The organism is Streptomyces sp. CA189 (assembly GCF_056428985.1).
Genome location: NZ_JBWJVM010000003.1, coordinates 213,667 through 238,677, shown reverse-complemented (window position 1 = coordinate 238,677; position 25,011 = coordinate 213,667). Strand labels below are relative to the sequence as shown.

Here is a 25,011-nt window from a genome sequence, read left to right as displayed (position 1 = left end):
TGGCCTAGCCTCCCGACGGCCTAGCCGGGCGAGCCGACCGCGCACACCAGGATCGGGGTGGCGCGGCGCGGGTCGAGGGCGTTGCGGACCAGGTGCCAGACGTTGAGGTCGTAGGCCTCGCCGATGTGGCCCACCGGGTCGAAGGGGCAGAAGTCCTGCACGTACTGGTTCTTGACCCCCGGCTCGCGGACGAACGCCGTCTCGGTCGGGGTCACCAGCTCGTCGTAGCGCGAGGTGATGATCGTGTACGCGATCCCGGGCTGGGCCACCGGACCGTCGTTCAGGGCCAGGATCGCGGGACCGCCGGGCACCTCGTCGGCGAGCACCGGGATGCCGATGGTGGTCACGATCTTCTCCATGGTCGCCCGGCCGATCAGCTTGTCGCCCAGGTCCAGCAGCCCGGCGGCGTTCGTCCCGTGGGTCGGGGGAGCGATGGCCACGACCGCCTTGATGTGCGGCTGGATGCCCTGCATCTTGGCGAGGTAGAGGGCCTGGAGCCCGCCCTCGGAGTGCCCGACGACGGAGACCTTGGCGGCGCCGGTCGCGCCGCGCACCTTCTCCACGTACTCCTTGATCTCCAGGTTGGAGACGGCCACCGGCTTCAGACCTCCGACGAGCGGGAAGCCGTCGTAGGCGCCGTAGGTCAGGGCGAAGGTGCAGTAGCCGCGGGCGGCGAGGTCGAGCTGGAGGAAGTTGAGGTCCTCGTACCAGGTGGCGAAGGTGCCGTGGAGCAGCACCACGGGCTCGGGATGCGCTGCGCTCGGCCGGCAGGAGAAGTCGTTGACCCCGCCTCCGGTGACGCCCTCGGTGGCGGCCTGCGCCGGGAAGGCGGCGCCGAGCATGAGGGCCAGCGGCAGGGCGGCCCTGGCGAGCAGGGTGCGGGTGCGCGACGCACGGGTACGGCGTGCCATACGACATCTCCTGACGGGGGGTCATGCACGGGGCGGACTGCACAGAATGCTCCGGCGCGCCGCCCGTGTCCCCTGGCGGTACGCGCAGAATGCTTCCTCCCGCGTTTGTGCGCGGTGACAATGCCGGGGTGGATGACGCGGGCGGGACGGCGGGTGCGGCTCCGGGTGCGACGGCGGACGGGGCGGCGGGCGAAGCAGCGGACGGGGCGGGGAACGGGGCGGGGAACAGGGAGGGGAAGAGGGCGGGGAACAGGGCGGCGGACGGGGACTTCGCGGCCGCGCCGGGGCTCGCCGCCGCCCTGCTGCCCCGGATAGCGGAGATGGCGGCCGAGACCGTCGCCCGGCTGACGGCCGACATCCCCGCCTACCGGCTGCTGCCCGACAGCGTCCTCGGCGGGGACCTCGTCGCGAACACCGAAGCCGTGCTCAAGCTGTTCTTCACCACCGTCGCCGAAGGGCGGGCGCCCACCGAGGCCGAGCTGGCCGCCCCGGTGGCCTGGGGCGCGGAGCGGGCCCGCGACGGGGTCCCCCTGGAGGCGGTGCTACGGGTCTACCCGCTCGGCGCCCGCCGGGCCTGGGAACTCGCAGCGTCCGGCCCCGAACCGGTTTCCGACCCGTACGCCCTGGTCACCGGACTGCTGGCGTTCCTCGGCGAGGTCATGCCCAAGGTTGCCGAGGCCTACCTGCGCGAACAGGCGGACCTGGACTGGGAGCAGCGCGAACACGGCCGCAACCTCGCCGGTGTCCTGCTCGCCGGCCGCCCGGCTCGGCGTGCGGCCGAACGGTACGGGCGCACCCTCGCCGAACGGTACGAGGTGGTCGTCCTGCGGCTGCCCGAAGCGCCCGGCGGCGCGACCCACCGCATCCTGCGCGCGCTGCGCTCCGAACTGGACGGCAACCCCGAGGTGCTGGCCACCTTCAAGGGCGACGGAGGCGTCCTCCTCGTCCCGCTCGCCCCGGACGGCGCGACCCGGCGGCTGCTCGCCCGGCTCGACACGGCGGCCGAACTGCTGTGCACGGCGGCGGCCGCCGTCGCCGAGGATCACGGATCGATCCCGCGGGCCCAGACGGAGGCCTCCGAAGTGCTCTCCCTGGCCGAGGACCTGGGGCGCTTCCCGGGTCTCTACCGCCTTGCCGACCTCGCCGTCGAGTACCAGCTCGTGCAGCCCGGCCCCGCCCGCGACGCCCTCGCCCGGGTCCTGGCATCCCTGGACGACCAGCCCCACCTGATCGCCACACTGCGGGAGTTCATCGCGGCCGGCTACCGGCGCGCCGAGGCCGCCGAAGCCCTCACCGTCCACCGCAACACCCTGACCTACCGGCTGGGCCGCATCCGGCTGCTCACCGGCCACGACGCCACCGACCCCGCCGGCGCCCGCCACCTCGCGGCGGCCCTCACGGCGTACGGAGCGGCCCGCCGCACCGGGACCTGAGGCGCACCGGCGGGCCGGTTCCTCAGAGGACGGGGCGGCACGGACCGGATGTCATCGGAGCCGCCGCGCCCACCCCGTGAGGAAGCCGCCGGGCCGGCTCAGGTGAGGGGGAGGAGCCGGGACGGTCCGTGCGCCGACGCGGGCGCGGAGGCGGGCGACGCGAGCGGAGAATCGGTGGCGCCGCCCAGTGCGCTGCCGGCCAGCCAGGCGTCCCAGCTGAGGTTCCAGTCCCCGAACCCGTTGGCGAACGGGGCCATCGGCTCACCGCCGCTGTTCACCACCGACACCACGTCCCCCACCCGCACCGTGTCGAAGAACCAGGCCGCGTCGGCCGTGCTCATGCCCGTACAGCCGTGGCTGACGTTCTCCTCGCCCTGCGCGTCGACCGACCAGGGCGCGGCGTGCACGTACTCCCCGCTCCACGTCACCCGGGTCGCGTAGGAGACGGGCAGGTCGTAGAACTCGCTCGTACCGCGCTTGATGCCCACGCTGTCCCCGCGCATCCGGACCTTGCGCTCCTTGCCGAGCACGACCTTGATGCCGCTGCGCGTCAGGAAACCCGCCTTCCCGGTGGTCACCGGGATGGTCCGGACGGTCCTGCCGTTGCGGCGTACGGTCATCTCGTGCGCGGCGGCGTCGGTGACCGCCTCGATGCGGTCCCCGATGGTGAACCGCAGGGACTCCGAAGGGCCGCCGTACTCCCGCTCCCCGACCTCCACGCCGTCGAGACCGCTGACCACCCGCACCACGGCGTGGGCGGGCCAGTAGGTACGGGGCCGGTAGTGCAGGGTCGAGTCGTCGACCCAGTGCCAGGCCCCCTCGACCGCCGGCTCCGAGGTGACCTGCAGGGCCCGTTCCAGCCGGGCCCGCGCGGCCGGATCGGCGGCGGGCACGGGACGGCTCAGGGAGGCCGTCACGATCTGCCCCGCCCCGTACGTGCCGGGCCGCGGCCCGAACTCGGCCGTGAGCCGGTCGTCCTGCGCCGCGGTCGCGGTCCGGAACGCCATGGTCGCGCCGACCGGGGTACCGGCCACGTCCTGGGCGCCGACCCGGACCGTGTAGGTCTCACCGGCCCGCAACGGCTCGGTGTTGGCCCAGTGGTGCCCCCGGGCGCCCAGGGCGCCGCCCACGTAGCGGCCGTGCCCGTCGTGGACGGTGACGTAGGTGAGGACCCCCGGTCCGGCGAGGGCGATCTCCAGGGGGCCGGCGGCGTCGGTGGGCAGGACGACGGTGGGCGCCGCAGTCCCGGAGGCGCCGCGGGACGAGGGACCGCGCACCACGGACCCGGCTCCGCTGGCGGTGGCCCGTACCACCTGCTGCTCCAGGCCGCCGCAGAGTCCGGCCCGGAAGGCTTCCATCGCGCACCGCCGGCCCCCGTCGTCCAGCACCCGGCCGACCAGCAGGTCGACGGAGCCGGCCTGCTCGTCGCCGGCTGGCCGGCCGTCACCGGAGCGCGACGCGGACTGCGGCGCGGCGGCGACGACGAAGACCACCCCGGCCACCGCCCCGGCCACGCTCCACGTCCTGCCCCGTCGCCGGTTTCCTCCACGGTGTGTCGATGACAGCATGCGCGCCACGCAGCCCTCCCAGATCGCCTTCGGCCGGATGGCAGCATCAAAACGATTTCCGGGCAGCCCGATGATCATGAACTCGGCCTGTGGGGCCGAATGGGCGCCGAAGAGGGCTCGTACGGAGTAGGGGAGAGCGCTTCAGGCCCTGACGTCGGCGGAGGTCGTGACGTTGGCGGAGGTCGTGACGTTGGCGAAGAAGTTGGCGAGGTTCGCGACCGTCCGCTGGATCTTCTCCTCCAGCGTGAGCGACTCGTGGAGCCGTGCGCCCGGGCCCGCGTCCTTCTTGCCCCGTACGTAGAGCGAGCAGGCGAGGTCGCCGCAGATGTAGGCGCCCACGCTGTTGCCCTGCTGCCCGGCCTTGCCCGCCTTCGGCGCGACCATCAGCGCGACGCCTCCGGTGTGGGTGGTCAGGCACAGCGAGCACATGCTGCGCCGTGCCTGGGAGGGGGCGGCGGCGGAGGAGGTGCGCAGCGCGAGGGCGACCGTTCGGCCGTCCAGTTCGGTGGCGAGGTAGGCGCGTTCGGGGGCCTTGGGGTCCCACCAGCCGAGGAAGTCCAGGTCGTCCCAGGGCCGCTCGGCCAGATCGCGGGGCACGGACAGGCGCTTGGCCTCGCCCTTGGTGCAGTTCACGAAGGCGGTACGGATCTCTTGTTCGGTCAGCGGCTTCATGAGCAGCAGGCTAATTTGCCTAAAGGTTTTAGGCAAATGCATAATAGCTATCGCCAGAAAGGAGGCACATGATGGTTCGAGCAGGACTGACCGCGGAGCGGCTGACCCGGGCGGGCGCGGAGCTCGCCGACGAGGTCGGCTTCGAGCAGGTGACCGTCTCGGCGCTCGCCCGGCGGTTCGACGTCAAGGTCGCGAGCCTCTACTCGCACCTGAAGAACTCGCAGGAACTCAAGACCCGGATCGCCCTGTTCGCCTTGGAGGAACTGGCCGACCGGGTCGCGGCAGCCCTCGCCGGGCGGGCCGGGAAGGACGCCCTCGCCGCCTTCGCGGACGCCTACCGGGACTACGCCCGCGAGCACCCCGGCCGCTACGACGCCGCCCGGCTCCGGCTCGACCCCGAGACGGCGGCCGCGAGCGCGGGCGTACGGCACGCCCAGATGACGCGGGCGATCCTGCGCGGCTACGACCTGACCGAACCGGACCAGACGCACGCGGTCCGGATGCTCGGCAGCGTCTTCCACGGCTACGTCAGCCTGGAGCTGGGCGGCGGCTTCAGCCACACCACCGTGGACCCGCAGGAGTCCTGGGACTGGATCGTGGACTCGCTCGACGCGATGCTGCGCAAGCCCGCGACCCCGTGACCCGGTATCCCGCAACCCCGTAACCCGGCAACCCCGCAACCCCCGACCATCACCAGGCTGAGGCGATGACCCGCGACCACGACTGGATCACCACACCCGTCACCGAAGACCTCCTCCGCGGCGCCCTCGACGTGGAGCGCACCGCGCACGGCCTGCTGCCCCACCGGCTGCCCGCCCGGGCCCGCCGGCAGATCCCCGACGACCAACTGGCCACGGCCGAGGCCCGCCCGTCCGGCGTGCGGCTGGTCTTCCGTACCCGGGCCACGGTCGTCGAACTGGACGCCCTGCCCACCAAGAGGGCCTACCGGGGCTTCCCGGCCTCGCCCGACGGCGCGTACGACCTCGTGATCGACGGCGTGCTCACGGCCCGGGCCACCGTGCCCGGAGGCAGGATCCGCACCCTCGACCTGGCCACCCAGGCCGTAGAACTCGAAGAAGGGCCGCCCGGCACCGCACGTTTCGGGAATCTGCCCGCGCGGGACAAGGACGTCGAGATCTGGCTCCCGCACACCGAGATCACCGAGCTGATCGCCCTGCGCACCGACGCCCCCGTCACGCCGGCGCCGCAGAGCGGGCTCAAGGTGTGGCTGCACCACGGCAGCTCCATCAGCCACGGCTCGAACGCGGTGCGGCCCACCGGCACCTGGCCGGCCCTGGCCGCGGCGCGCGGGGCGGTGGACCTGCTCAACATGGGTTTCTCCGGCAGCGCCCTGCTGGACCCCTTCACCGCCCGCGCGATGCGCGACACCCCCGCCGACCTGATCAGCGTCAAGATCGGCATCAACATCGTCAACCTGGACCTGATGCGGCTGCGCGCCTTCGCCCCCGCGGTCCACGGCTTCCTCGACACCCTCCGCGAGGGCCATCCGGCCACGCCGCTCCTGGTCGTGTCGCCCCTCCTGTGCCCGATCCAGGAGGACACCCCCGGCCCCCTCGCCACCGACTTCAGCACCGGGACCCTGCGCTTCAAGGCCCTGGGAGACCCGGCCGAACGGGCCGCCGGGCGCCTGACGCTCACCGTCGTCCGCGAGGTGCTCGCCGGGATCGTCGCGCAGCGGGCGGCCGAGGACCCGCACCTGCACTACCTCGACGGCCGCGACCTCTACGGAGCCGCGGACCACGCCGAGCTGCCGCTGCCGGACGACCTCCACCCCGACCCCGCGGGCCACGTGCGCATCGCCGAGAACTTCGCCCGCCACGCCTTCGCCGCCGGGGGCCCCTTCGCTCTCACGACCGGCTGAACCGCCCGCCGCGCCCGGCGGGGCGGCTCCCTCGGGTGCCCCGCCGGACTCGCCGCCGACCCGGCCGCGCGTCAGAATGACGGCGTGCCCGCCGGTCGTCCGACATCTTCACCGGCCCGCCATTTTGCATGATCATGCATCATCGCGCATACTCATCCCATGTCAAAGGTTCTCACCTCCCTGCCCACCGGCGAGCGCGTCGGTATCGCCTTCTCCGGCGGCCTCGACACCTCCGTCGCCGTCGCCTGGATGCGCGACAAGGGTGCCGTCCCCTGCACCTACACCGCCGACATCGGCCAGTACGACGAGCCCGACATCGCGTCGGTGCCCACGCGGGCCACGGCGTACGGCGCCGAGATCGCGCGCCTCGTCGACTGCCGTGCGGCGCTCGTGGAGGAGGGCCTGGCGGCTCTCGCCTGCGGTGCGTTCCACATCCGCTCCGGCGGCCGCGCCTACTTCAACACGACGCCGCTCGGCCGCGCCGTGACCGGCACGCTGCTGGTCCGCGCGATGCTTGAGGACGACGTGCAGATCTGGGGCGACGGGTCGACCTTCAAGGGCAATGACATCGAGCGGTTCTACCGCTACGGCCTGCTCGCCAACCCGCACCTGCGCATCTACAAGCCGTGGCTCGACGCGGACTTCGTCACCGAGCTCGGTGGCCGCAAGGAGATGTCGGAGTGGCTGCTCGCCCACGAGCTGCCCTACCGCGACAGCACCGAGAAGGCCTACTCCACCGACGCCAACATCTGGGGCGCCACCCACGAGGCGAAGACCCTGGAGCACCTCGACACCGGTGTCGAGACCGTCGACCCGATCATGGGCGTCCGGTTCTGGGACCCCTCGGTCGAGATCGCCACCGAGGACGTGGCCATCGGCTTCGAGCAGGGCCGCCCGGTCACGATCAACGGCAAGGAGTTCGCCTCCGCCGTCGACCTGGTCATGGAGGCGAACGCCATCGGCGGCCGCCACGGCCTGGGCATGTCGGACCAGATCGAGAACCGGATCATCGAGGCGAAGAGCCGCGGCATCTACGAGGCTCCGGGCCTGGCCCTGCTGCACGCCGCGTACGAGCGCCTCGTCAACGCGATCCACAACGAGGACACCGTCGCCCAGTATCACAACGAGGGCCGGCGCCTCGGCCGCCTCATGTACGAGGGCCGCTGGCTGGATCCGCAGGCGCTGATGATCCGCGAGTCCCTTCAGCGCTGGGTGGGTACGGCGATCACCGGCGAGGTGACGCTGCGGCTGCGGCGCGGCGAGGACTACTCGATCCTGAACACCACGGGCCCGGCGTTCAGCTACCACCCGGACAAGCTGTCCATGGAGCGCACCGAGGACTCGGCGTTCGGCCCGGTGGACCGCATCGGCCAGCTCACCATGCGCAACCTCGACATCGCCGACTCCCGCGCCAAGCTGGAGCAGTACGCCGGCCTTGGCATCGTCGGTACGACCCACCCCGCCCTGATCGGCGCCGTCGAGGCTCCGGGCTCCGGCCTGATCGGTGCCATGCCCGAGGGCGGCGCCGAGGCCATCGCCTCCCGTGGCGAGGTCTCCGGCGACGACGAGCTGCTGGACCGCGCCGCGATGGAGTTCGGCACCGACTAGTCGGTACCGCGCCAGGACGTGGAGCGCCGCCCGTGGTCCCCGGAGGGGCCGCCGGCGGCGTTCGCCTTGCTCAGGAGGCCGTGGTCATCCAGGGGGCGACCGCGCCGCCGCGGACCCGGCGCACCTCGCCCCGGGAGTCCAGGAGCCGCAGGTCGCGGTGGATGGTCATCGCGCTGACGTCCAGTTCACGGACGAGCCGTTCGAGGGAGACGTACCCCTCACGGCATACCGTCCCGACGATGTGACGGCGCCGGGAAGCGGCGGTCAGCTTGCCCGTCGCCAGGCTGATCCGGCGCACGTCGTCACTCACGGCCGCCTCCCCGGCGCGTCCGCTCCGTCCTTCGTTTCCTCTTCCGCCCCGCCCGCTTCTTCCGCCTCGTCCGCCTGGTCCTCGGGTTCGCGGCCCGGGGTCGGAAGGTCGAACTTCGTGATCACGAAGCGGAAGACCACGTAGTAGACGGCGGCGAAGCAGAGGCCGATCGGGATGATCAGCCAGGGCTTGGTGGCGTGCGACCAGTTCAGGGTGTAGTCGAAGAGGCCCGCGGAGAAGGTGAAGCCGGCCTTCACGCCCAGCGCCATGGTCAGGAACATCGACAGGCCGGTCAGCAGCGCGTGGATCCCGTACAGGACCGGCGCGATGAACATGAACGAGAACTCCAGCGGCTCGCTCACACCGGTGATCATCGCCGTGAGGCCGATCGAGACCATCATCCCCGTGACGGCCTTGCGGCGTTCCGGACGTGCGCAGTGGGCGATGGCGAGTCCGGCGGCGGGCAGGGCGAACATCATGATCGGGAAGAAGCCCGTCATCCACATCCCGGCCGAGGGGTCGCCGGCGAGGAAGCGGGCGATGTCCCCGTGGACTTCCTGGCCCTGGGGGCCGGTGAACGAACCGAACTGGAACCAGCCGTAGGTGTTCAGCAGCATGTGCATGCCGACGGGGAGCAGCATCCGGTTGATGAAGCCGAAGATGCCGGAGCCGACGGCTCCGTGGGAGGACAGCCACTCGGCGAAGGCGTTCAGGCCGTTGCCGACCGGAGCCCACAGCAGGCCGAAGGCGACCGCCATGGCAAGGCCGCCGAACGCCATGAGGATCGGGATCAGGCGGCGGCCGCTGAAGAAGCCGAGCCAGTCGGGGAGCCGGGTGCGGTGGTACCGCTGCCACAGGACGGCGGTGATCAGTCCGATGACGATGCCGCCGAGTACGCCCGGGTCGGTCGGCTTGCCGGTGACCCCGTCCGGGAACGCCTCCAGGACCTTGCCGAAGACCAGGTACCCGGCGAGGGCGGCGAAGGCGGTCGAGCCGTCCGCCTTCTTCGCGTACCCAATGGCCACGCCGACGCAGAACAGCAGGGGGAGCGCGCCCAGCAGCGCGTTGCCGGCGAGGCCGAACACTTCGGCCGCCTTGGCCCAGCCCAGGCCGTCCGAGCCGAAAACGTCCGGCTGGCCCAGACGGACCATGATTCCGGCGGCCGGCAGTGCCGCGACCGGGAGTTGCAGGCTCCGGCCGATCTTCTGCATCCCCCTGATGACCCCGGAGCCCCGTCGGCTGCTCATCCCGTGCGCTTCTTCCCGTATGCGTATGGACCAGATATAGACCAAAACTAGACCACTGGGGATGGTCGGAACTCGGCCGAAAGTCCCGTGGTTACGGGCCCGTGGACTGATTTGGCCCCGATGGGACTCATCCTTCTGGTCCATTCCTGGTACAGAGAAGGGGCTGCCGAGGTGAATACTGGAGGGGTGAACCAGTCTCTCGACCTGCGGCCCGTCCTCCGGGACGGGTCGCGGCCCGTCCACGTGCAGGCGCGCGACGCGATCGCCGACGCCCTCGCCGCCAGCGCCCTCGCCCCCGGCACGCGCCTCCCCTCCGAGCGCCACCTCTGCGAGCGGCTCGGCGTCAGCCGGGTCACGCTCCGCAAGGCGCTCCACGCGCTACAGGAGGAGGGCCGGGTCGGTTCGGCGGAACGGGCGGGCTGGCACGTCGCGACCGGCGCCGGCACCGGCGCCGCCCCGGCCTTCGAGCACACCTCGGAGCTGATCGGCGGACTCAACGAGTACGGCCGCCGGCTCGGGTTCGCCCCGACCGCGCGCGTCTTCGCCGCCAGGCTGCGCGCGGCGGACTTCGAGGAGGCGGAGACCTTGCACGTGCTGCCCGGGGCGGGGATCTTCGAGCTGGACCGGGTACGGCTCTTCGGCGACGCGGTGATGTGCCACTCCGTCACCCTCGTCCCGGCCGAGCGGGCCCCGGGCATCGGCGAGCCCGACTACACCACCGCCTCGCTGTACACCGAGCTCACCGCACGCGGCGTCGTCCCCACCCGCGCGAGCTACACCGTCCACTCCGCGCTGGTTCCCCCGGACGATGCCCCCTTGCTCGACCTGCCCGAGGATGCTCCCGTACTCCACATCGAGCAGCTCACCTACGACCAGCACGGCCGCCCCTGCGAGTACAACCGCGTCGTCTACCGCGCCGACCGCTACCGCTTCCACGCCACCCTGACGGCCGGCCCCGGGCGGGACTGAGCGGGTCAGGCCGCCGAGCGCCGTACGTGCAGGTGTCCGTCGAGCGGATAGGCGGGCGGTGCGGCCGGCAGGACCCCCTCGAAGCCATAACCGGCCTTCTCCGCGACCCGGCAGGACGCCGTGTTGTCCACCTGGTGCAGGAGTTCGAGCCGCTGCAGACCCTGGGCCCGGAAGGCGTCGAGGGACCAGGCGGTGACGGCCTCCAGGGCGCGCGGAGCGACCCCCTGTCCACGGGCCGAAGCCGCGGTCCAGTACCCGACCTCGGCGGAGGCCTTGCCGGGGGAGAGCTCCTTCAGCACCACGCTGCCCACCAGCCGCTCCGCAGCCGCGCCGGCCGCGGTCTCCAGAACGGCGAAGCCGAACCGCTCACCCGCCACCCACCCCTGCTCCTGGTCCCGCACCCACCGCAGCCCGTCCTCCTCGCCCTCCGGCAGAGAAGTCGCCCAACGGCGCAGCCCGGGGTCCCGGCGGATCTCGACGAGCGCGTCGACGTCCTCCACCCGCCAGGGGCGCAGGGCGAGTGCGGGAGCGGTGGCCGTCGCGGCAGCCGCGAGCGTGAGGTGAGGTAGCACGTGCGGAGCTTATGCGTCACCACCGCTCAACAGGCCGGGATCCGGCCGCGCGGAGCGGGGGCGGCACGAAGGGGCTGCTGGGGATCCGCCCCATGTTCGAGGGGCGGGGGCCTGAGCCCCGGCCGCTCCCCGAAGTCGAGAGCGGGGTGAACCCTTTGCTGCTGGGCGCGCTCGGCAAGGGATTCTGACGGCGTCCTGGCAGGATCGCGGCATGGAACGTGTGCTGGGAATCGGTGGATATTTCATGCGGGCCGCGGATCCGGCCGCCCTGGGCACGTGGTACCGGGATTGCCTGGGGCTGGATTCTGACGAGCACGGGCTGTGGCGGCAGGGAGCCGGTCCGACGGTGTTCGCGCCGTTCGAGTCCGGGACCGACTACTTCGGGTCCCCCGCGCAGCAGACCATGCTCAACTTCCGGGTCCGCGACCTGGACGCGATGCTCGCGCAGCTGCGTGCCAAGGGGGCGGCCGTGGCGCGGGAGACCCAGGACATGGAGGGCGTCGGCCGGTTCGGCTGGGTCACGGACCCCGAGGGCAACCGGATCGAGCTGTGGCAGCCCGCCTGATCGGGACTTCGTGGAGGGGTCCGCGCTCGGGCGGGCTGCGGGCGATGCGGCGGGGGAGTGCGGCTCAGGCGCCGGCCGTGGTGGCCGGCTCGCGGCGGGCCGGTTCCGGGGCCTTTTCCGGGGCCCGTTCCGCGGTAGCGGCCTGAACAGGAGCCGCGGACGGCTGGGTGGTGTACACGGCCTCCGCCGGGAGGTGGCGCTCCAGTCGGAGCAGCGCGAGCGCGGCACCGAGCGCGGCGACGGTCAGGAAGGCCCAGGGCAGCCGGCCGTCGAGCGCGAGCAGTCCCGTGAAGAGGGACGGGGCCAGCGCGGTGGCCAGGGAGTACGACAACTGGTAAGTGGCGAGGTAGCGGCCGCGTACGGCCTCGGGCGCGGCCGATACCGACAGGGCGCCGCCCGAAGGACTGTGGATCAGTTCGCCGACCGTGTAGACCACCACGATGGCCAGCAGCGCGACCAACGTCGCTGTCTGCCCGGGCCGGACCGTGCCGAGCACGATCAGCCCCACGAAAGCCACGGCGAAGAGCAGTGACCCGAGGGCCGCGGAGCGGGTGCGGCGGGCTCCGGAACGGCGGACCCGGCTCGCGATCAGGACGCCGATCCCGGCGCAGAGGGCGGTGTTGACGGTGAAGGCCGCACCGGTGAGGGAGTCGGGGCCGTGCAGCCAGGTGGTGATGTAGAGGGGGAAGAGGACGGACAGGGCCGCGTAGCCCAGCGCGGTCAGGAAGTTGGCTGCGGTCAGGCCCAGGAAGGGCCGGTCGGCGAGCACCATCCGATAGCCGGCGGGCGGACGCTTGGCCGAGCCGGCCGAGCCGAGTGCGCCGTCCGTGCCGAGCTCGCCGTCCGCCTGGTCCCGTACCGGCTTCACGCGGGTGACGAGCAGTCCGGCGAGCGCGAAGGCGGCCGCGTTGCCCCAGGCGGTGTAGGTGAACCCGTCCGTGCCCCACAGGGCCAGCACTCCGGAGACGGCCAGGGCGCCGGCGCCCATGCCCGCGTTCTGCAGGGCGCGGATGGAGGCCTGGAGCCGGTCGCGGGCGCCGCCCCGGGCCACTTCTCCGATGAGCGACTGCTGCACGATGGGGAAGGACCGGTCGGCGAGGGCCGTGACCAGCGCGACGGCGGCGAACGAGGGGAGCGACTCGGCGAGCGGGTACAGGGCGAAGCCGACGGCCCGGACCGCGTAGAGCAGCAGGTTGACCTTCCTGGCCCCGAACCGGTCGACGGCCGAGCCGGCGAGCGGCATGACCGCGAGGCCGGCCAGGCCCGTCGCCGTCAGCACGATGCCGACGAGGGCGAAGGAGAGGCCGGTGACGTGGTGGAAGAAGACGAGCGAGAAGGGGATGTACATCCCGATCCCGATCGCGCTGATTCCCACTCCGAGCAGCAGCGACCGTTCGCCCGCCACCCGTTCCTCGCGCATGCCCTTGACCACGTCGATCTCTCCCCCTGCGTTACATTGCCGGGAAGTAGCTTAGTAGTAAGCAGTTTTAGGTCAATGTGATTCTGTGCTGTCTTGAGCGGGCCGTTCCGTGCCGTCCCGAGCGGAGGCCGACTGCCCGTCGTCCTCCCCGCCGCCGAGGTTCCACGCCTCTATGTCGCGGTAGTGGATCGGCCCCGGGCCGCGGCCGATGTTGCTGCCGACCAGGTGCAGACGCTCCGTCCGCCAGCGGCGACCGGTGAACCCGGTGAGCCCGGCGGCGGCCTCCACGGCCGATGAGGGATCGTTCCGGCGGGCGCGGGCCAGCGTCAGATGGGGGCGCAGCGGCCGGTCTTCGAAGGGGATGCCGCACTCCTTGACCACGGCGCGCACCTCGGCGGCGAGCCGGTGCAGCCCTTCGAGATCCCCGTCGATCCCGCTCCAGAGCACCCGCTCGCCGAAGTGCCCGCCCCCGCGCAGGGCCAGGCGTACGGGACGGTGCGCCGCCGCGAGCTCCGCGAGCGGGGGTCGCAGGAGGGGGACGGCCTCGACCGGCAGCTCGCCGAGGAACGCCAGGGTGATGTGCCAGTCCTCGATGCGGTTCCACCGCATGTGCGGGTACGCGGCGTAGGCGGGGCCCAGCTCGCGCGCGAGTTCCTCCTTCGCGTCGTCGGGCGGGGCGAGGGCGATGAACACGCGAACGGTCGCGGGCCGGGTCGGTTCGTTCACAGGAGACTTCGTACAGTGCTTCGGGCGGTCCGGTCCTTCATCGTGATCAGGTGTAGTCCGCCGTGCTGCGCACGTCGCCGAACCGGGGGAAGACCCGCTCCACGGCGAACTCGTGCTCGTCGGCGGCGAAACCGGACATGGCGTCGGCCACGAACTCCAGCTCGTAGCCGTGGTCGCTGGCGGCCCGCGCCGTGGACTCGACCCCCATCGTCGTGACCAGCCCCGCGAGCACCAGCGTGTCCACCCCCGAGCCGCGCAACCGCTCGTCCAGGCCGGTGCCGTGGAAGGCCCCGACGGTCTGCTTGACGATCAGGACGTCGCCCGGCCGCACCAGTCCGTCGGCGAAGCCGCTGCCCGGCGGCTGCTCCGCGACGCCCGGCCGGTCCACTCGGACCAGCACCACCGGCCGTCCGTTCGCCCTGAAGGCCTCGGCCAGCCGGAGGCTGCGGGCCAGTACCTCCTCACCGGAGTGAGGGGCGAGCGGCAGGTCGATGATGCGGGGCATCAGGTCGATGAGGATCAGCGCGGAGGTCACGGGAACGATCATAGGACAGGGGTGCGTCGGCGCCGCGAGGCAGACGGGAGTTTGACGACAGGCCCTAGGGCGTGCTCGTGAACGAGCGGCGGTAGGAGCGGGGCGGAACGCCCCTGCGCCGCACGAACTGTTCGCGCAGGACCGCCGCGCTTCCGTAGCCGACCCGGCGGGCGATCTCCTCGACGGGCAGGTCCGTGCTCTCCAGGAGTTCCTCGGCGCTGCTCAGCCGCAGGTTCCGCAGCCAGGCGTGCGGGGTGGTACCGGTCGCCGCGGTGAAGCGGCGGGCGAAGGAGCGCTTGCTCATCACGGCGCGGCGGGCCAGCTCCGTGACCGGAAGCGGCTCGTTGAGGTGGTCGCGGGCCCAGGCGAGCACCTCGGAGAGCCGCTCGTCCCGGCAGTCCTCGGGGACGGGTGCGGCGAGGTACTGGGCCTGCCCGCCGTCGCGGTGCGAGGGCAGCACCATGTCCCGGGCGACGGCGTTGGCCATCGCGGCCCCGTGCTCCCGCCTCAGCAGGTGCAGGCACAGATCGAAGCCGGCGGCGGCTCCCGCGCCCGTGACGATCCTGCCTTCGTCTATGTACAGGGCGTCCGGTTCGACGGCGACGTCCGGATGCCGGTCGGCCAGCAGTACGGCGAACCGCCAGTGCGTGGTGGCTCGTAGCCCGTTCAGCAGCCCGGCCTCGGCGAGCGCGAACGTGCCGACGCAGTGGGCCGCGAGCAGGGAGCCGCCCTCGTGCGCGGACACCAGCGCGTCGAGTACCGCCGGACCGGGCGGTGTGCGGAAGCCGGCCCCCGGCAGGGCGATCACCAGATCGGCGGCGGCCAGCCGGCCGAGGCCGTGCTCGATGGCCAGCGGCACGCCGATGTCGGTGGGGACCGGCCCGGGCCGCTCGGCGCACAGGGCGAAATCGAAGCCGGGCACCCCCGAGCCGTGCGGGCCGAAGACCTCGGTGACGATCCCGACGGCGAGCATGCCGACACCGGGCGGGACGTACGCGGCAACGGTCGTGAAAGGGGGCACGGGGGCAGTCTGCCACCCGTGGCACGAATCCTGCGATCACTGGCAGGTGTGCCACTCGTACGGTGCCGGCCGGCGCGGAAGGATTGCAGCCATGACGAACACGACGACAGACATCGCGGCCGACACGACGGCCAACACCACGGCGGACATCGCGGCCGACGCCACGGTCGCCGCGCAGGACCTCCGCACCGACGCACCGCTCGGCCGCAGCGCCGTCTACAAGGTCCTGACCACCGGCTACGTCGGCTCCACCGGCCCCGGGGTGGCCGCCACCGTCTCCTACGTATCCGATGCCGGCCGGCACTTCATCTTCGACCCGGGCATGGTGGCGAGCCACGCGGACATCCTCGGCCCGCTCGCTGAACTGGGGCTGGGTCCCGAGGACATCACCGACGTGGTGCTCAGCCACCACCACCCGGACAACACCATGAACGCGGGCCTGTTCGGCCGGGCCCGGGTGCACGACCACAAGGTCGAGTACCAGGGTGACCAGTGGACGAACCGGGACGCGGAGGGCTACGAACTCACCCCCTCCCTGCGCCTGATCCGTACGCCGGGACACAGCCACGAGGACATCACCCTGCTGGCCGGAACGGACTCGGGTGTGGTGGCGTTCGCCGGCGACCTGTGGTGGCACGCGGAGGGCCCCGCCGACGACCCGGTGGCCCCGGACCGCGAGGTGCTGCGCGCCTCCCGGCTGCGGGTGCTCGCCGCGGCGGACCTGATCGTCCCCGGCCACGGCGGCCCGTTCGCCGCCGACGGCGCCGTGCCGCTCTAGGCGCTCCCTCCCGAATCGCGTCGGTGGATGCGGTTTTGCGTCAACTCTCCTCTCATTTAGGTGAGTTGCTGCCACCCTGACCTATCTTCCATGGGGCATACCGGTTCGCCCCAGGAGGTCAGATTGCAGTCCAGGCGCTTCCTCGCCTTACCCCGCGCGCTACGCCGGTCCAGGCTGCTCATAGCCTTCGGTCTCGGCGCGCTCCTGATCGGCTTCACGCCGTGGCTCGGGATCGCGAGCCCCACACCGACCCCCGGGCCGGTCGGCGAGCGGGCGGCGCAGCAGTCGCCGCACCACGGCATCGCGCCGGCGAACGCCATGGAGCCGACGGCGCCCGTACTCGACCGGGCGGGATGGACGGCCGCGGCGAGCGACGAGGAGACGGCCGGCGAGAACGGCCGCGCCGCCAACGTCCTCGACGGTGACACCGGCACCCTCTGGCACAGCAAGTGGTCGGGTACTCCGGCCCCCCTGCCGCACAGCATCACCATCGACATGCACCGTACGGCGGTCGTCTCGGCGCTCGTCTACACCCCCCGCACCAACGGGGCCAACGGGCGCGTCGGCGAGTACACCCTCAGCGTCAGCGCGGACGGACTCACCTGGCCGGCCCCGGTCGCCAGTGGCACGCTCGCGGACGACGGCAGCGCCAAAACGCTCGGGTTCGCCCCGCAGGGGGCCCGGTTCGTACGGCTGACGGCGCTCACCGAGGCCGGCGGCCGCGGCCCGTGGACCTCCGCCGCCGAGATCAACCTGCTCGGCGACCCCGGCACCCCGGAAGCCACCGTGGACCTCGCCCGGACCGGATGGACGGCCGCGGCGAGCGACGAGGAGACGCTCCGCGAGAACGGCCGCGCGGCCAACGTCCTCGACGGTGACACCAACACCCTCTGGCACAGCAGGTGGTCGGGTACTCCGGCCCCCCTCCCGCACAGCATCACCATCGACATGCACCGCACGGCCGCCGTCTCCGCACTCGTCTACCACCCCCGCACGAACGGCCCCAACGGCCGGGCCGGCGCGTACACCGTCACCACCAGCACCGACGGAGCCGCCTTCGGCGCACCGGTGGCCGCGGGTACCTGGCGCGACGACGACACCGTCAAGACCGCCACGTTCACCCGTACCGCGAACGCCCGGTACGTACGGCTGACCGTGACCACCGAGGCCGGGGCCCGCGGCCCGTGGACCTCCGCCGCCGAGATCCGCCTGAGCGGGCCGGCCGCCCCCGCCGTCCACGGATCCTGGGGCCGGATCACCGGCTTCCCCCTGGTCCCCGTGGCCACCGCAGTCCTGCCGGGGGACAAACTGCTGGCCTGGTCCGCGTACGCGGTGGACCGCTTCGGCGGCAGCAACGGCTACACCCAGACCGCGATCCTCGACCTGAAGACGGGCAAGGTCACCCAGCGCCGCATCGACAACACCGGGCACGACATGTTCTGCCCCGGCATAGCCATGCTGGCCGACGGCCGCGTGCTGGTCACCGGGGGCAGCAACGCGGAGAAGGCCAGCATCTACGATCCCGCCACCGACGACTGGTCCGCCGCGGGCAACATGAACATCCCCCGCGGCTACCAGTCCATGACCCTGCTCTCCACCGGAGAGGCCTTCGTCCTGGGCGGCTCCTGGAGCGGACCCGCGGGCGACAAGGCCGGTGAGGCCTGGTCGCCGGAGACCGGAACCTGGCGCGGGCTCCCGGGCGTCCCCGCCCTCCAGGCGTCCACGGCCGACCCGGCCGGACCCTACCGTGCCGACAACCACATGTGGCTGCACGCCACTTCGGGCGGCAAAGTGCTGCAACTGGGCCCGAGCAAGCAGATGAACTGGATCTCGACCACGGGTACGGGCAGCATCACCCCGGCCGGCACCCGGGCCGACAGCGCCGACGCGATGACCGGCAACGCGGTCGCGTACGACATCGGCAAACTGCTCACCCTGGGAGGCTCGCCCGCCTACCAGGACACCCCCGCCACCCGCCGCGCCTACACCGTGAGCATCGCGGGCAGCCAGGTGGAAACGGTCCGCACCGGAGACATGGAGTACGCCCGGGCCTTCGCCAACAGCGTGGTCCTGCCCGACGGCAAGGTGATCGTCTTCGGCGGACAGAGCCGGCCGGTCCCGTTCAGCGACGCGACCTCGGTCCTGACCCCCGAACTGTGGGACCCCTCGACCGGCGCCTTCACCCCGCTCGCCACCATGGCCGTCCCGCGCAACTACCACAGCGTGGCCAACCTGTTGCCGGACGGGCGGGTCTTCTCCGGCGGCGGTGGCCTGTGCGGCGACTGCGCCACCAACCACGCCGACGGGGCCGTCTTCACGCCCCCGTACCTCCTCAATCCGGACGGATCACCGAAACCGCGTCCCGAGATCACGGGAGACGTCCCCTCCAGGACACCCCCCGGCACCTCACTGACGCTCTCCACCTCCACCCCGGTGGCATCCTTCGTCCTGATGCGGGCCGCGGCCGCGACCCACTCCACCGACAACGACCAGCGACGGGTCCCCGTCGCGTCCACGGCCACGGGAACGGGCACCTACACGGTGTCCATACCCGCCGACCCGGGCGTGGTCCTGCCGGGGACCTACATGCTCTTCGCCCTCGACACCCAGGGAGTACCGAGCACCGCCCGGTTCATCACCATCTCCTGACCCGCGTACGATGTCCCGCCGGCCGGAGCCCCCGTCCGGCCGGCCGGGACCCGGCCCCCCACCGCCCCGGGCATGGTCCGGCCGATCTCGGCCTGTGGGAGGACGCCGTCCATGACGCGCATCCGAAGGGGCCGTGCCGCGTAGAACACCGGCTCCTGGGCGCGGTGCTCCTCGGAGGAACGCATCAAGACCCCCTGGCAGATCCGGAGTTGGACTGGTGGCATTGCAGGTGCTGACCGCGCCCATGCGCCACCTCGCAGCAACCATTCGCCGGCTCCGGACATGACCGGCCGGCCAGGACCTACTGATCGTTTCAGAACGAGTCGATTGTGGGGGCTGCGCTCAGGGGAGGTCGAAGATGCCGTCCGCGGAGCCGTTCCAGTCCGGTGCCTCCGTGAGCGAGAGGGTTCCATGGTCTGCCTCGACGACTCGCACCATGATCCCGCCGCGATCCTCGCCGGGAAACGCAAAGGAGAAGTGGGGATCCATCTCCATGAGGAAGTCCCAGCCCTCGCGCTGGGTCGGGTCGAGGGCGTGGGCACTCGCTTCAACCGGCCGCGTATCATGCGCCTTTGCCGCCTCCGGACCTCATTCTGAAACCATCGGTTAGCCTCTGCCCATGGCTGACGACTGGCGGACGGATCGGATAGGGAGCGCGCTTCGCGGCGAGAACCCGACAGTGCTGCGGCGCTTGAAAGCTGGGTTCGCAGTGATCGGAGATGTGCAGTTCCTGCCGGGCTACTCGGTACTCCTGGCTGACGATCCCGAGGCGGAGAGGCTGTCCGACCTGCCCAGGCAGAAGCGGCTGGCCTTCCTGTCAGACATGGACCACCTCGGAGAGGCCGTCGAACGAGTCTCCCGACGCGCGGATCCGGCCTTCCGACGGGTGAACCTGGAAATCCTGGGGAACACCGACGGGTTCCTGCACGCCCACGTGTGGCCACGCTTCGACTGGGAGCCGGCCGATGTGGTGGGCAGGCCGGTATGGCTCCACCCGCGCGATCGGTGGGCCGACGAGCAGTTCGCGCTCGGTCCGCACCACGAGCCGCTGCGCACGGCGATCGGGGACGAACTGGACCACCTGCGCCGGGAGGACTGACCGGGGGCGGGCCGCCCGACCACTTCTCGGCCGGCCTGTCCGGAGACGTACGCCGCTTCGCGCTGATGCCCGCCGACGTGCCGCTCCCGCTGCCCCCGGGCACCAGGTCCGTTCCGCTGCCCGACCCGGGCTCCTCCGCCACGGCGTGACACCGGTGGCCTGCGGGCCGCCGGCGTCGATCGCCCGGGCGGCCCGGACTCAGCCCAGTGGCGCTCGCCGCTTCGTACGGGGCGTGCGGGCGCGCCGGGGGAGCAGGAGAGGGGTCGTCATGGCCAGGAGGCCGGCGGCAGCGAGGGCGGTGCGGGGGTCGGTGAAGGCGGCCAGCAGGCCCCACAGGGCGGTCAGTGCGGCGATGGACGCCTTGCTGGTGACCGACCAGGCGGACAGGACGCGGGCGACCCGGTCCGGCGGGGTCCGGGTGAGCCGGCGGGTGGCGAAGACCGGGTTGAACACGCCCATGCAGGTGATCAGCCCGAACTCGACGGCCATGACGAGTACGAGCCCGCCGGTCCCGGAGTGGACGAAGGCCAGCCAGGGCAGCCAGCACGCCCGCAGCACCCCGGCGGTGATCATGACCCGGTGCCGCCCGAACCGCTCGACCAGCCGCGGGGCCAGCCGTGAGCCGAGCAGGCCGCCGGCGCAGGGCACGGCGAAGGCGAGTCCGTACTGCCAGGGCGTGAACCCGAGCGGGCCGAGCATGAGGACGGCGAGCAGCGGTGAGGTCGCCATGATCAGGCCGTTGACCAGGATCGTGTTGGCGAAGAGCGGACGCAGCTCGGGGTCGGCCAGGATGAACCGCCAGCCTTCGAACAGGTCGCCGAAGCGCAGCCGCGCCGGAGTTCCGGAAGGCGGTGCGGGGCGTGGCTCCGCACCGCCGATCGCGCGGATCCCCGCCGCCGAGAGCAGGTAGCTCACCGCGTTGCCCACCACCGTCATCACCGGCCCCAACACGGCGATCGCCACCCCGCCGAGCGGGGGCCCGAGCATGGTGGCGGTCCAGGTGGTGGACTCGAACCGGCCGTTCGCGACGAGCAGGTCCTCCGGCCGGACCAGCGCCTTCAGACAAGCGCCGCCGGCCGCCGTGAAGGCGATGTCCGCCGCGCCGACGACGACCGAGACGACCAGGAGCTGGGTGATCCCGAGCCCGCCGAGCGCGAAGGCCGCGGGCACGCTCATCAGCGCCGCGAACCGGATCAGGTCCATCGCGATCATCACCGGCCGCTTGCGGCGGAACTCCACCCACGGCCCGAGCGGCAGCGCCACCACCGCGGCGACCGCCGGCCCCGCGGCCGCCAGCGCCGACACCTCGGCCGGCCCGGCGTGCAGCACGAAGATCGCGATCAGGGCGAAGGCGTCGAAGGCGAGCCAGGTGCCGAGCGCGCTGACCGCGTACGCCGCCCAGAGCCACCTGAACTGCCGCCCCAGCGACCGCCCGGTCCTTCTGGTCGGCATGATCGGCATGATCGGCGTCAGCCCCCGCCCTCTCGTGCGCACGGTTCCACGAACAAGCGGACGAATCTACTCGTACCAGCCGGAGCAATCAAAGCGGCCGGCACACCGCCGGGTCACACCACGCCCCCGGCGCCACTCCGGCCCGGCACCCGCGAGGTGCGGGGCCGGGCCGGAGCGTCGTACGGTCGGATCAGGGCGCGAGGAGATAGGCGTTCGTGATCGTCTCCCGCACGGTGTTGCCGGCCTTGTCCCTCAGGTCCACCCGGAACGACACGGCCTTGGCCGACGCCGGGTGCTTCACGGTCACCGACCGCGCGCCCTTCGCGTCCGTCGCCACCGCGAGGAGGCTCCAGGTCTTGCCCCCGTCGTAGGAGACCCGGACCGCCAGCGCGGCGACCTGCCCTTCCGCGGCGGCCGCCCCGCCCAGCACCAGTGGCACCTTCAGCGCACCGCCCGCCGGCGCCGTTCCGCGCAGGCTCAGCTTCGGCGTGAGCCGCACCGTGGACAGCGGCAGCGCCACCCGCTCGTCCGTGCCCGCCGGGCGGGCCGAGGTGAACGTCCAGCTCGCCCTCACCTTCGTGCTGGTCGCGGTGTCCTCGGCGGACCGGGTCGCCTCCTTGGTCAGGCGGTACACGGCGGAGCCGGGCGGAACCTCGGCGCTGATCCAGCCGTTGGGCTCGGTCTCCGCGAGGACCCGGCCGCCGGACTCCAGCCGGGTGAAGCCCCCGGTGGAGACGGAATAGCCCTCGTGACCGCTGCCGTCGTTGAACAACTGGACGTTCGCGTCCAGGTAGTCGCCGGTCCGCCACGCGCCCTGTTCGTCCCCGGCCTCCACGTCGGGGCCGACCACGCCGGTGTTGAAGTTCAGCGTGTAGCGCTTGCCCGGCTTGTACGACACCCGGTTGTGCGTGTAGGTCATGCGCCCTTCGCCTCCGGAGTCGAGCTGCGAGGCCGCCCAGGACCAGCGCACCCCCTCCGTGGTGACGTACTGGGTGCTCGCCAGCGGCAGGCTCTGTACCGGGGGGTCCTGCACCCCGAGGGTGAACTCGCGGTCGTCCGTCGGTATCGCGTAGATCTGGGCCTTCGCCCCGGTGACCGAGGCGCCGAAGCCGAGCTTCACCTCGGCGACGTCGGCCCGGGTGAGCTTGCGGTCGAGCCCGTTGAACCACGTGCCCGTGCGGTTGAAGGCCAGTCGGTAGTCGACGTTCTCGCCCGCCGCTCCCGGCGTCTTCCACAGGCCGTTGTACTGCGCCCGCAGCGTGGGCGCGGCCGGGCCCAGGTGCTGGGTGAGGATCTTCGTCGCACCGTCGGTGGCCCACATGTCGGACACCATCGCGGCCTCGTCGTAGAACCCGGCGAAGGCGGTCACGAGCTTCGCCGACGGATCCGGCGGGGTGACGGCGAACGGCTTGGCCTTGCGGGAGTCGAAGGTGACCGTGGTCTTCCCGCTGACCTTCAGCACCGGCTGGACGAAGAAGCCCAGGGTGGCGTCCGGGCCCCAGACGACGCCCTCCAGCAGGTAGTCGCCCTTGGGCAGCCGCTGGACGACGGTGCCGCTCGGGTCGTACGGGACCTCGAAGCGGCCGTGCGCGCCCTCGCCGGGCCTCGTCACCGTGGTGTAGTAGGTCAACGGGTTCGCGCCGTTGACGTCGAGGTGCTTCAGGGTGACGTCGTAGGACTCCACCTCACGCTCGACCACCAGGCCGGTACGCACCTCCTGCCCGCCCCCGGCGGCCAGCACGGTGCCGCCGAAGGCGCCGTCCACGGTGCCCTTGCGGGTGTCGGCGGTGACGGTGGTCGTCGCGCTACCCCCGGCGGGGACGGTCAGCTGGGCGTCCTTGACGGTGAACATCCCGACCGGGGCCGGGCGGCCGGACTGGTCGGAGCCGGACGTGCTCAGCTCGAGCGTGACGGGCGTGGTGCCGTGGTTGCGGTAGGTGAGGGACTGGGCGACCGGCTTGTCGTCGGCGTGCGGCCAGGAGTGCGTGCCGAAGGCGAGGGCGGCGGGCTCGGAAGTGACGACGGTCTTGACGGCCCGTGCCAGGTCGGTGCGGCCCGCACCCTGCTGGTACGCGTTGAGCGCGGGGTTGGGCTCGGCCGAGCCGGTCAGCAGGGCCTTGATCCGGTCCGGGCTCCAGTCCGGGTGCTGCTGGCGGAGCAGAGCTGCGGCGCCCGCCACGTGCGGGGCGGCCATGGAGGTGCCCGACAAGGCGACGTAGCCCTCGGCAGGACCCGGATACGGGCTCTGCGTGGTGCCGGCAGCGGTGATCTCGACGCCCGGGGCGGTGATGTCCGGCTTGGCCGCTCCGTCGGCGGTCGGGCCGCGGCTGGAGAACTCCGCGAGCTGGTCCTGCTTGTCCACCGCGCCGACGGTGAGCGCCTTGGGGGCGCTGCCGGGCGAGAGGACTGTGCCGGCCTTGTCGCCGTCGTTGCCCGCGGCCACCACGAACAGCGCCTTGCCGGACAGCTGGGCGACCGCCTCCTCCACCGGGTCGATGCCCGGGTCGTCGCCGAAGCCCAGGCTCATGCTGACGACCGCCGCGCCCTGGTCCACGGCCCACTGCATGCCGCTGACCACCGCGGAGAAGTCACCGGTTCCGGAATCGTCCATGACCTTGCCGTCCAGGAGCTGCACACCGGGTGCCACGCCCTTGTAGAGGCCCCCCGACCGTGCGCCCGACCCGGCGAGGGTCGAGGCCACGTGCGTACCGTGCCCGTACCGGTCCGCGGAGTCGGGAGAGGTGCTGAAGTTCTTCTGCAGCGTCTCGACGCCCTTGAGGTCCGGGTGGGTCTCGTCGACCCCCGTGTCCAGGACCGCCACCTTGACGCCCGTGCCGGTGAATCCGGCCTTCCACATGGCGGGCGCGCCTATCTGGGGCACGCTCTTGTCCAGCGTGGCCCTCACCTTGCCGTCCAGCCACAGGTGGGCGAGGGGCGGCACGGGCGCGGAGCCCAACGTGCGCGCGCTCGTACGGCCGGTGACGGCCGACCAGAGGGCCGCGGCGTCGGCCTTCTCCGCGGTGAACGCCTCTCCCGCCACCGCGGGCAGCTCACGGCGGTCCCGGGCGACCCCGGCGAGCGTGTCGCCGGAGGCACCGAAGGCCTTGGCCCCGGAGGCGTCCCGCCGGTATCCGGCGATCAGCGGCAGCGTGCTGCGGTGCGCGTCGTCGTACCCGTCCGCGACCAGCTGGGCCACGTCGAACAGCCGCCGGTCCAGGACCCCGTCGGCGACCAGGCGCAGCGCGTCCTGCGGGACCACGTACGTGTGCGCGCCCTCGCGCCGCACCGAGAAGGCCGTCCCCTCACGGCCCGCGCCCCGCAGGAGCTGCTCGACGCTGCCGTCGCCCTTGACGACGACCCGGTCGCCGGTGATCAGGGTCACCGTCGCCGGCGCCTTCGTGCCCGTCTTCGGCCTGCCCTTCGCCGAAGCCGCCGTACCGTCCGGCGCCGGCTGGGCGCCGGCCGACGCGGTCCCCGCGATCAGTGTCCCGGTCACCGCCGCGGCGAGCGCCGCGGTCCTGGCTCTCCTTGTGAATCCCACCCGTGATCCCCCGTGTTCGCGCGCATGCCGATCGTGTCGGCTATCACGCGGCG

21 protein-coding genes are annotated in these 25,011 nt (G+C 72.4%); 9 read left to right on the top strand and 12 right to left on the bottom strand.

The genetic code is table 11. The features are described 5' to 3' along the window. Positions 1 to 20 precede the first annotated feature (20 nt). Positions 21 to 911: an esterase/lipase family protein gene (locus AC061S_RS04585; protein ID WP_478684515.1), complete on the bottom strand. Its 891-nt coding sequence runs from the start codon at positions 909 to 911 to the stop codon at positions 21 to 23. A gap of 128 nt (positions 912 to 1,039) precedes the next feature. Between AC061S_RS04585 and AC061S_RS04580 the strand changes: the two genes are divergently transcribed. Continuing rightward, complete coding sequence (locus AC061S_RS04580; RefSeq protein ID WP_478684514.1) at positions 1,040 to 2,344, top strand: PucR family transcriptional regulator; 1,305 nt, start codon at positions 1,040 to 1,042, stop codon at positions 2,342 to 2,344. A 98-nt stretch (positions 2,345 to 2,442) separates the two neighbouring features. Here the strand turns inward: AC061S_RS04580 and AC061S_RS04575 are convergent, their stop codons facing one another. Both AC061S_RS04575 and AC061S_RS04570 read right to left on the bottom strand, forming a co-directional pair. After that, positions 2,443 to 3,858 carry a L,D-transpeptidase gene (locus AC061S_RS04575; RefSeq protein ID WP_478684513.1) on the bottom strand — a complete coding sequence of 472 codons (1,416 nt, stop codon included), beginning with the start codon at positions 3,856 to 3,858 and terminating at the stop codon, positions 2,443 to 2,445. Between the two features lie 195 nt (positions 3,859 to 4,053). Next, entirely contained in the window at positions 4,054 to 4,584 is a 531-nt protein-coding gene (locus AC061S_RS04570) for an FBP domain-containing protein (RefSeq protein WP_478684512.1), read from the bottom strand. A gap of 71 nt (positions 4,585 to 4,655) precedes the next feature. On the opposite strand from AC061S_RS04570, the gene AC061S_RS04565 reads away from it, so the two are divergent. From AC061S_RS04565 to argG, 3 genes are all read left to right on the top strand, one after another. After that, positions 4,656 to 5,225 (top strand): TetR/AcrR family transcriptional regulator, encoded by a 570-nt coding sequence (locus tag AC061S_RS04565; protein WP_478684555.1) that lies wholly within the window; start codon positions 4,656 to 4,658, stop codon positions 5,223 to 5,225. A 65-nt stretch (positions 5,226 to 5,290) separates the two neighbouring features. After that, a complete protein-coding gene (locus AC061S_RS04560; RefSeq protein ID WP_478684511.1) occupies positions 5,291 to 6,466 on the top strand; it encodes an SGNH/GDSL hydrolase family protein in 1,176 nt (391 codons plus the stop codon). 159 nt (positions 6,467 to 6,625) lie between these two features. Beyond that, positions 6,626 to 8,074 (top strand): argininosuccinate synthase, encoded by a 1,449-nt coding sequence (gene argG / locus AC061S_RS04555; protein WP_327250668.1) that lies wholly within the window; start codon positions 6,626 to 6,628, stop codon positions 8,072 to 8,074. Between the two features lie 70 nt (positions 8,075 to 8,144). On the opposite strand, the gene AC061S_RS04550 is transcribed toward argG, so the two are convergent. Further along, on the bottom strand, positions 8,145 to 8,384 hold the full coding sequence (locus AC061S_RS04550) for a DeoR family transcriptional regulator (RefSeq protein WP_478684510.1): 240 nt from the start codon (positions 8,382 to 8,384) through the stop codon (positions 8,145 to 8,147). Beyond that, positions 8,381 to 9,631, bottom strand: coding sequence for a PTS transporter subunit EIIC (locus tag AC061S_RS04545; RefSeq protein ID WP_478684509.1), 1,251 nt, complete (start codon positions 9,629 to 9,631; stop codon positions 8,381 to 8,383). The genes AC061S_RS04550 and AC061S_RS04545 overlap by 4 nt, the downstream gene beginning before the upstream one ends. Positions 9,632 to 9,817: 186 nt before the next feature. Between AC061S_RS04545 and AC061S_RS04540 the strand changes: the two genes are divergently transcribed. Continuing rightward, a complete protein-coding gene (locus AC061S_RS04540) occupies positions 9,818 to 10,600 on the top strand; it encodes a GntR family transcriptional regulator (protein WP_478684508.1) in 783 nt (260 codons plus the stop codon). A 5-nt stretch (positions 10,601 to 10,605) separates the two neighbouring features. On the opposite strand, the gene AC061S_RS04535 is transcribed toward AC061S_RS04540, so the two are convergent. Next, positions 10,606 to 11,172, bottom strand: a complete 567-nt coding sequence (locus tag AC061S_RS04535; RefSeq protein WP_478684507.1) for a GNAT family N-acetyltransferase — start codon at positions 11,170 to 11,172, stop codon at positions 10,606 to 10,608. A 211-nt stretch (positions 11,173 to 11,383) separates the two neighbouring features. Here AC061S_RS04535 and AC061S_RS04530 point away from each other — a divergent pair, with 211 nt between their 5' ends. Next, positions 11,384 to 11,737 carry a VOC family protein gene (locus tag AC061S_RS04530; protein WP_478684506.1) on the top strand — a complete coding sequence of 118 codons (354 nt, stop codon included), beginning with the start codon at positions 11,384 to 11,386 and terminating at the stop codon, positions 11,735 to 11,737. Between the two features lie 64 nt (positions 11,738 to 11,801). On the opposite strand, the gene AC061S_RS04525 is transcribed toward AC061S_RS04530, so the two are convergent. From AC061S_RS04525 to AC061S_RS04510, 4 genes are read right to left on the bottom strand one after another with little or no spacing between them, the layout of a single operon-like run. Then, positions 11,802 to 13,169 carry an MFS transporter gene (locus AC061S_RS04525; RefSeq protein ID WP_478684505.1) on the bottom strand — a complete coding sequence of 456 codons (1,368 nt, stop codon included), beginning with the start codon at positions 13,167 to 13,169 and terminating at the stop codon, positions 11,802 to 11,804. Between the two features lie 60 nt (positions 13,170 to 13,229). Continuing rightward, on the bottom strand, positions 13,230 to 13,883 hold the full coding sequence (gene thpR / locus AC061S_RS04520; RefSeq protein ID WP_478684504.1) for an RNA 2',3'-cyclic phosphodiesterase: 654 nt from the start codon (positions 13,881 to 13,883) through the stop codon (positions 13,230 to 13,232). A 46-nt stretch (positions 13,884 to 13,929) separates the two neighbouring features. Beyond that, a complete protein-coding gene (locus AC061S_RS04515; RefSeq protein ID WP_478684503.1) occupies positions 13,930 to 14,430 on the bottom strand; it encodes an isochorismatase family protein in 501 nt (166 codons plus the stop codon). Positions 14,431 to 14,482: 52 nt separating this feature from the next. Continuing rightward, positions 14,483 to 15,391 (bottom strand): GlxA family transcriptional regulator, encoded by a 909-nt coding sequence (locus tag AC061S_RS04510; protein WP_478684554.1) that lies wholly within the window; start codon positions 15,389 to 15,391, stop codon positions 14,483 to 14,485. A gap of 139 nt (positions 15,392 to 15,530) precedes the next feature. On the opposite strand from AC061S_RS04510, the gene AC061S_RS04505 reads away from it, so the two are divergent. The 3 genes from AC061S_RS04505 to AC061S_RS04495 all read left to right on the top strand — a co-directional run bounded on the left by AC061S_RS04505 (position 15,531) and on the right by AC061S_RS04495 (position 19,965). Beyond that, positions 15,531 to 16,217, top strand: a complete 687-nt coding sequence (locus tag AC061S_RS04505; RefSeq protein ID WP_478684502.1) for an MBL fold metallo-hydrolase — start codon at positions 15,531 to 15,533, stop codon at positions 16,215 to 16,217. Between the two features lie 123 nt (positions 16,218 to 16,340). After that, positions 16,341 to 18,866, top strand: a complete 2,526-nt coding sequence (locus AC061S_RS04500; protein WP_478684501.1) for a discoidin domain-containing protein — start codon at positions 16,341 to 16,343, stop codon at positions 18,864 to 18,866. A 619-nt stretch (positions 18,867 to 19,485) separates the two neighbouring features. Beyond that, positions 19,486 to 19,965 carry a diadenosine tetraphosphate hydrolase gene (locus AC061S_RS04495; RefSeq protein WP_478684500.1) on the top strand — a complete coding sequence of 160 codons (480 nt, stop codon included), beginning with the start codon at positions 19,486 to 19,488 and terminating at the stop codon, positions 19,963 to 19,965. 198 nt (positions 19,966 to 20,163) lie between these two features. On the opposite strand, the gene AC061S_RS04490 is transcribed toward AC061S_RS04495, so the two are convergent. Then, positions 20,164 to 21,417: an MFS transporter gene (locus AC061S_RS04490; protein WP_478684499.1), complete on the bottom strand. Its 1,254-nt coding sequence runs from the start codon at positions 21,415 to 21,417 to the stop codon at positions 20,164 to 20,166. A 190-nt stretch (positions 21,418 to 21,607) separates the two neighbouring features. After that, positions 21,608 to 24,958, bottom strand: a complete 3,351-nt coding sequence (locus tag AC061S_RS04485; protein ID WP_478684498.1) for a S8 family serine peptidase — start codon at positions 24,956 to 24,958, stop codon at positions 21,608 to 21,610. Between the last annotated feature and the right edge of the window lie 53 nt (positions 24,959 to 25,011).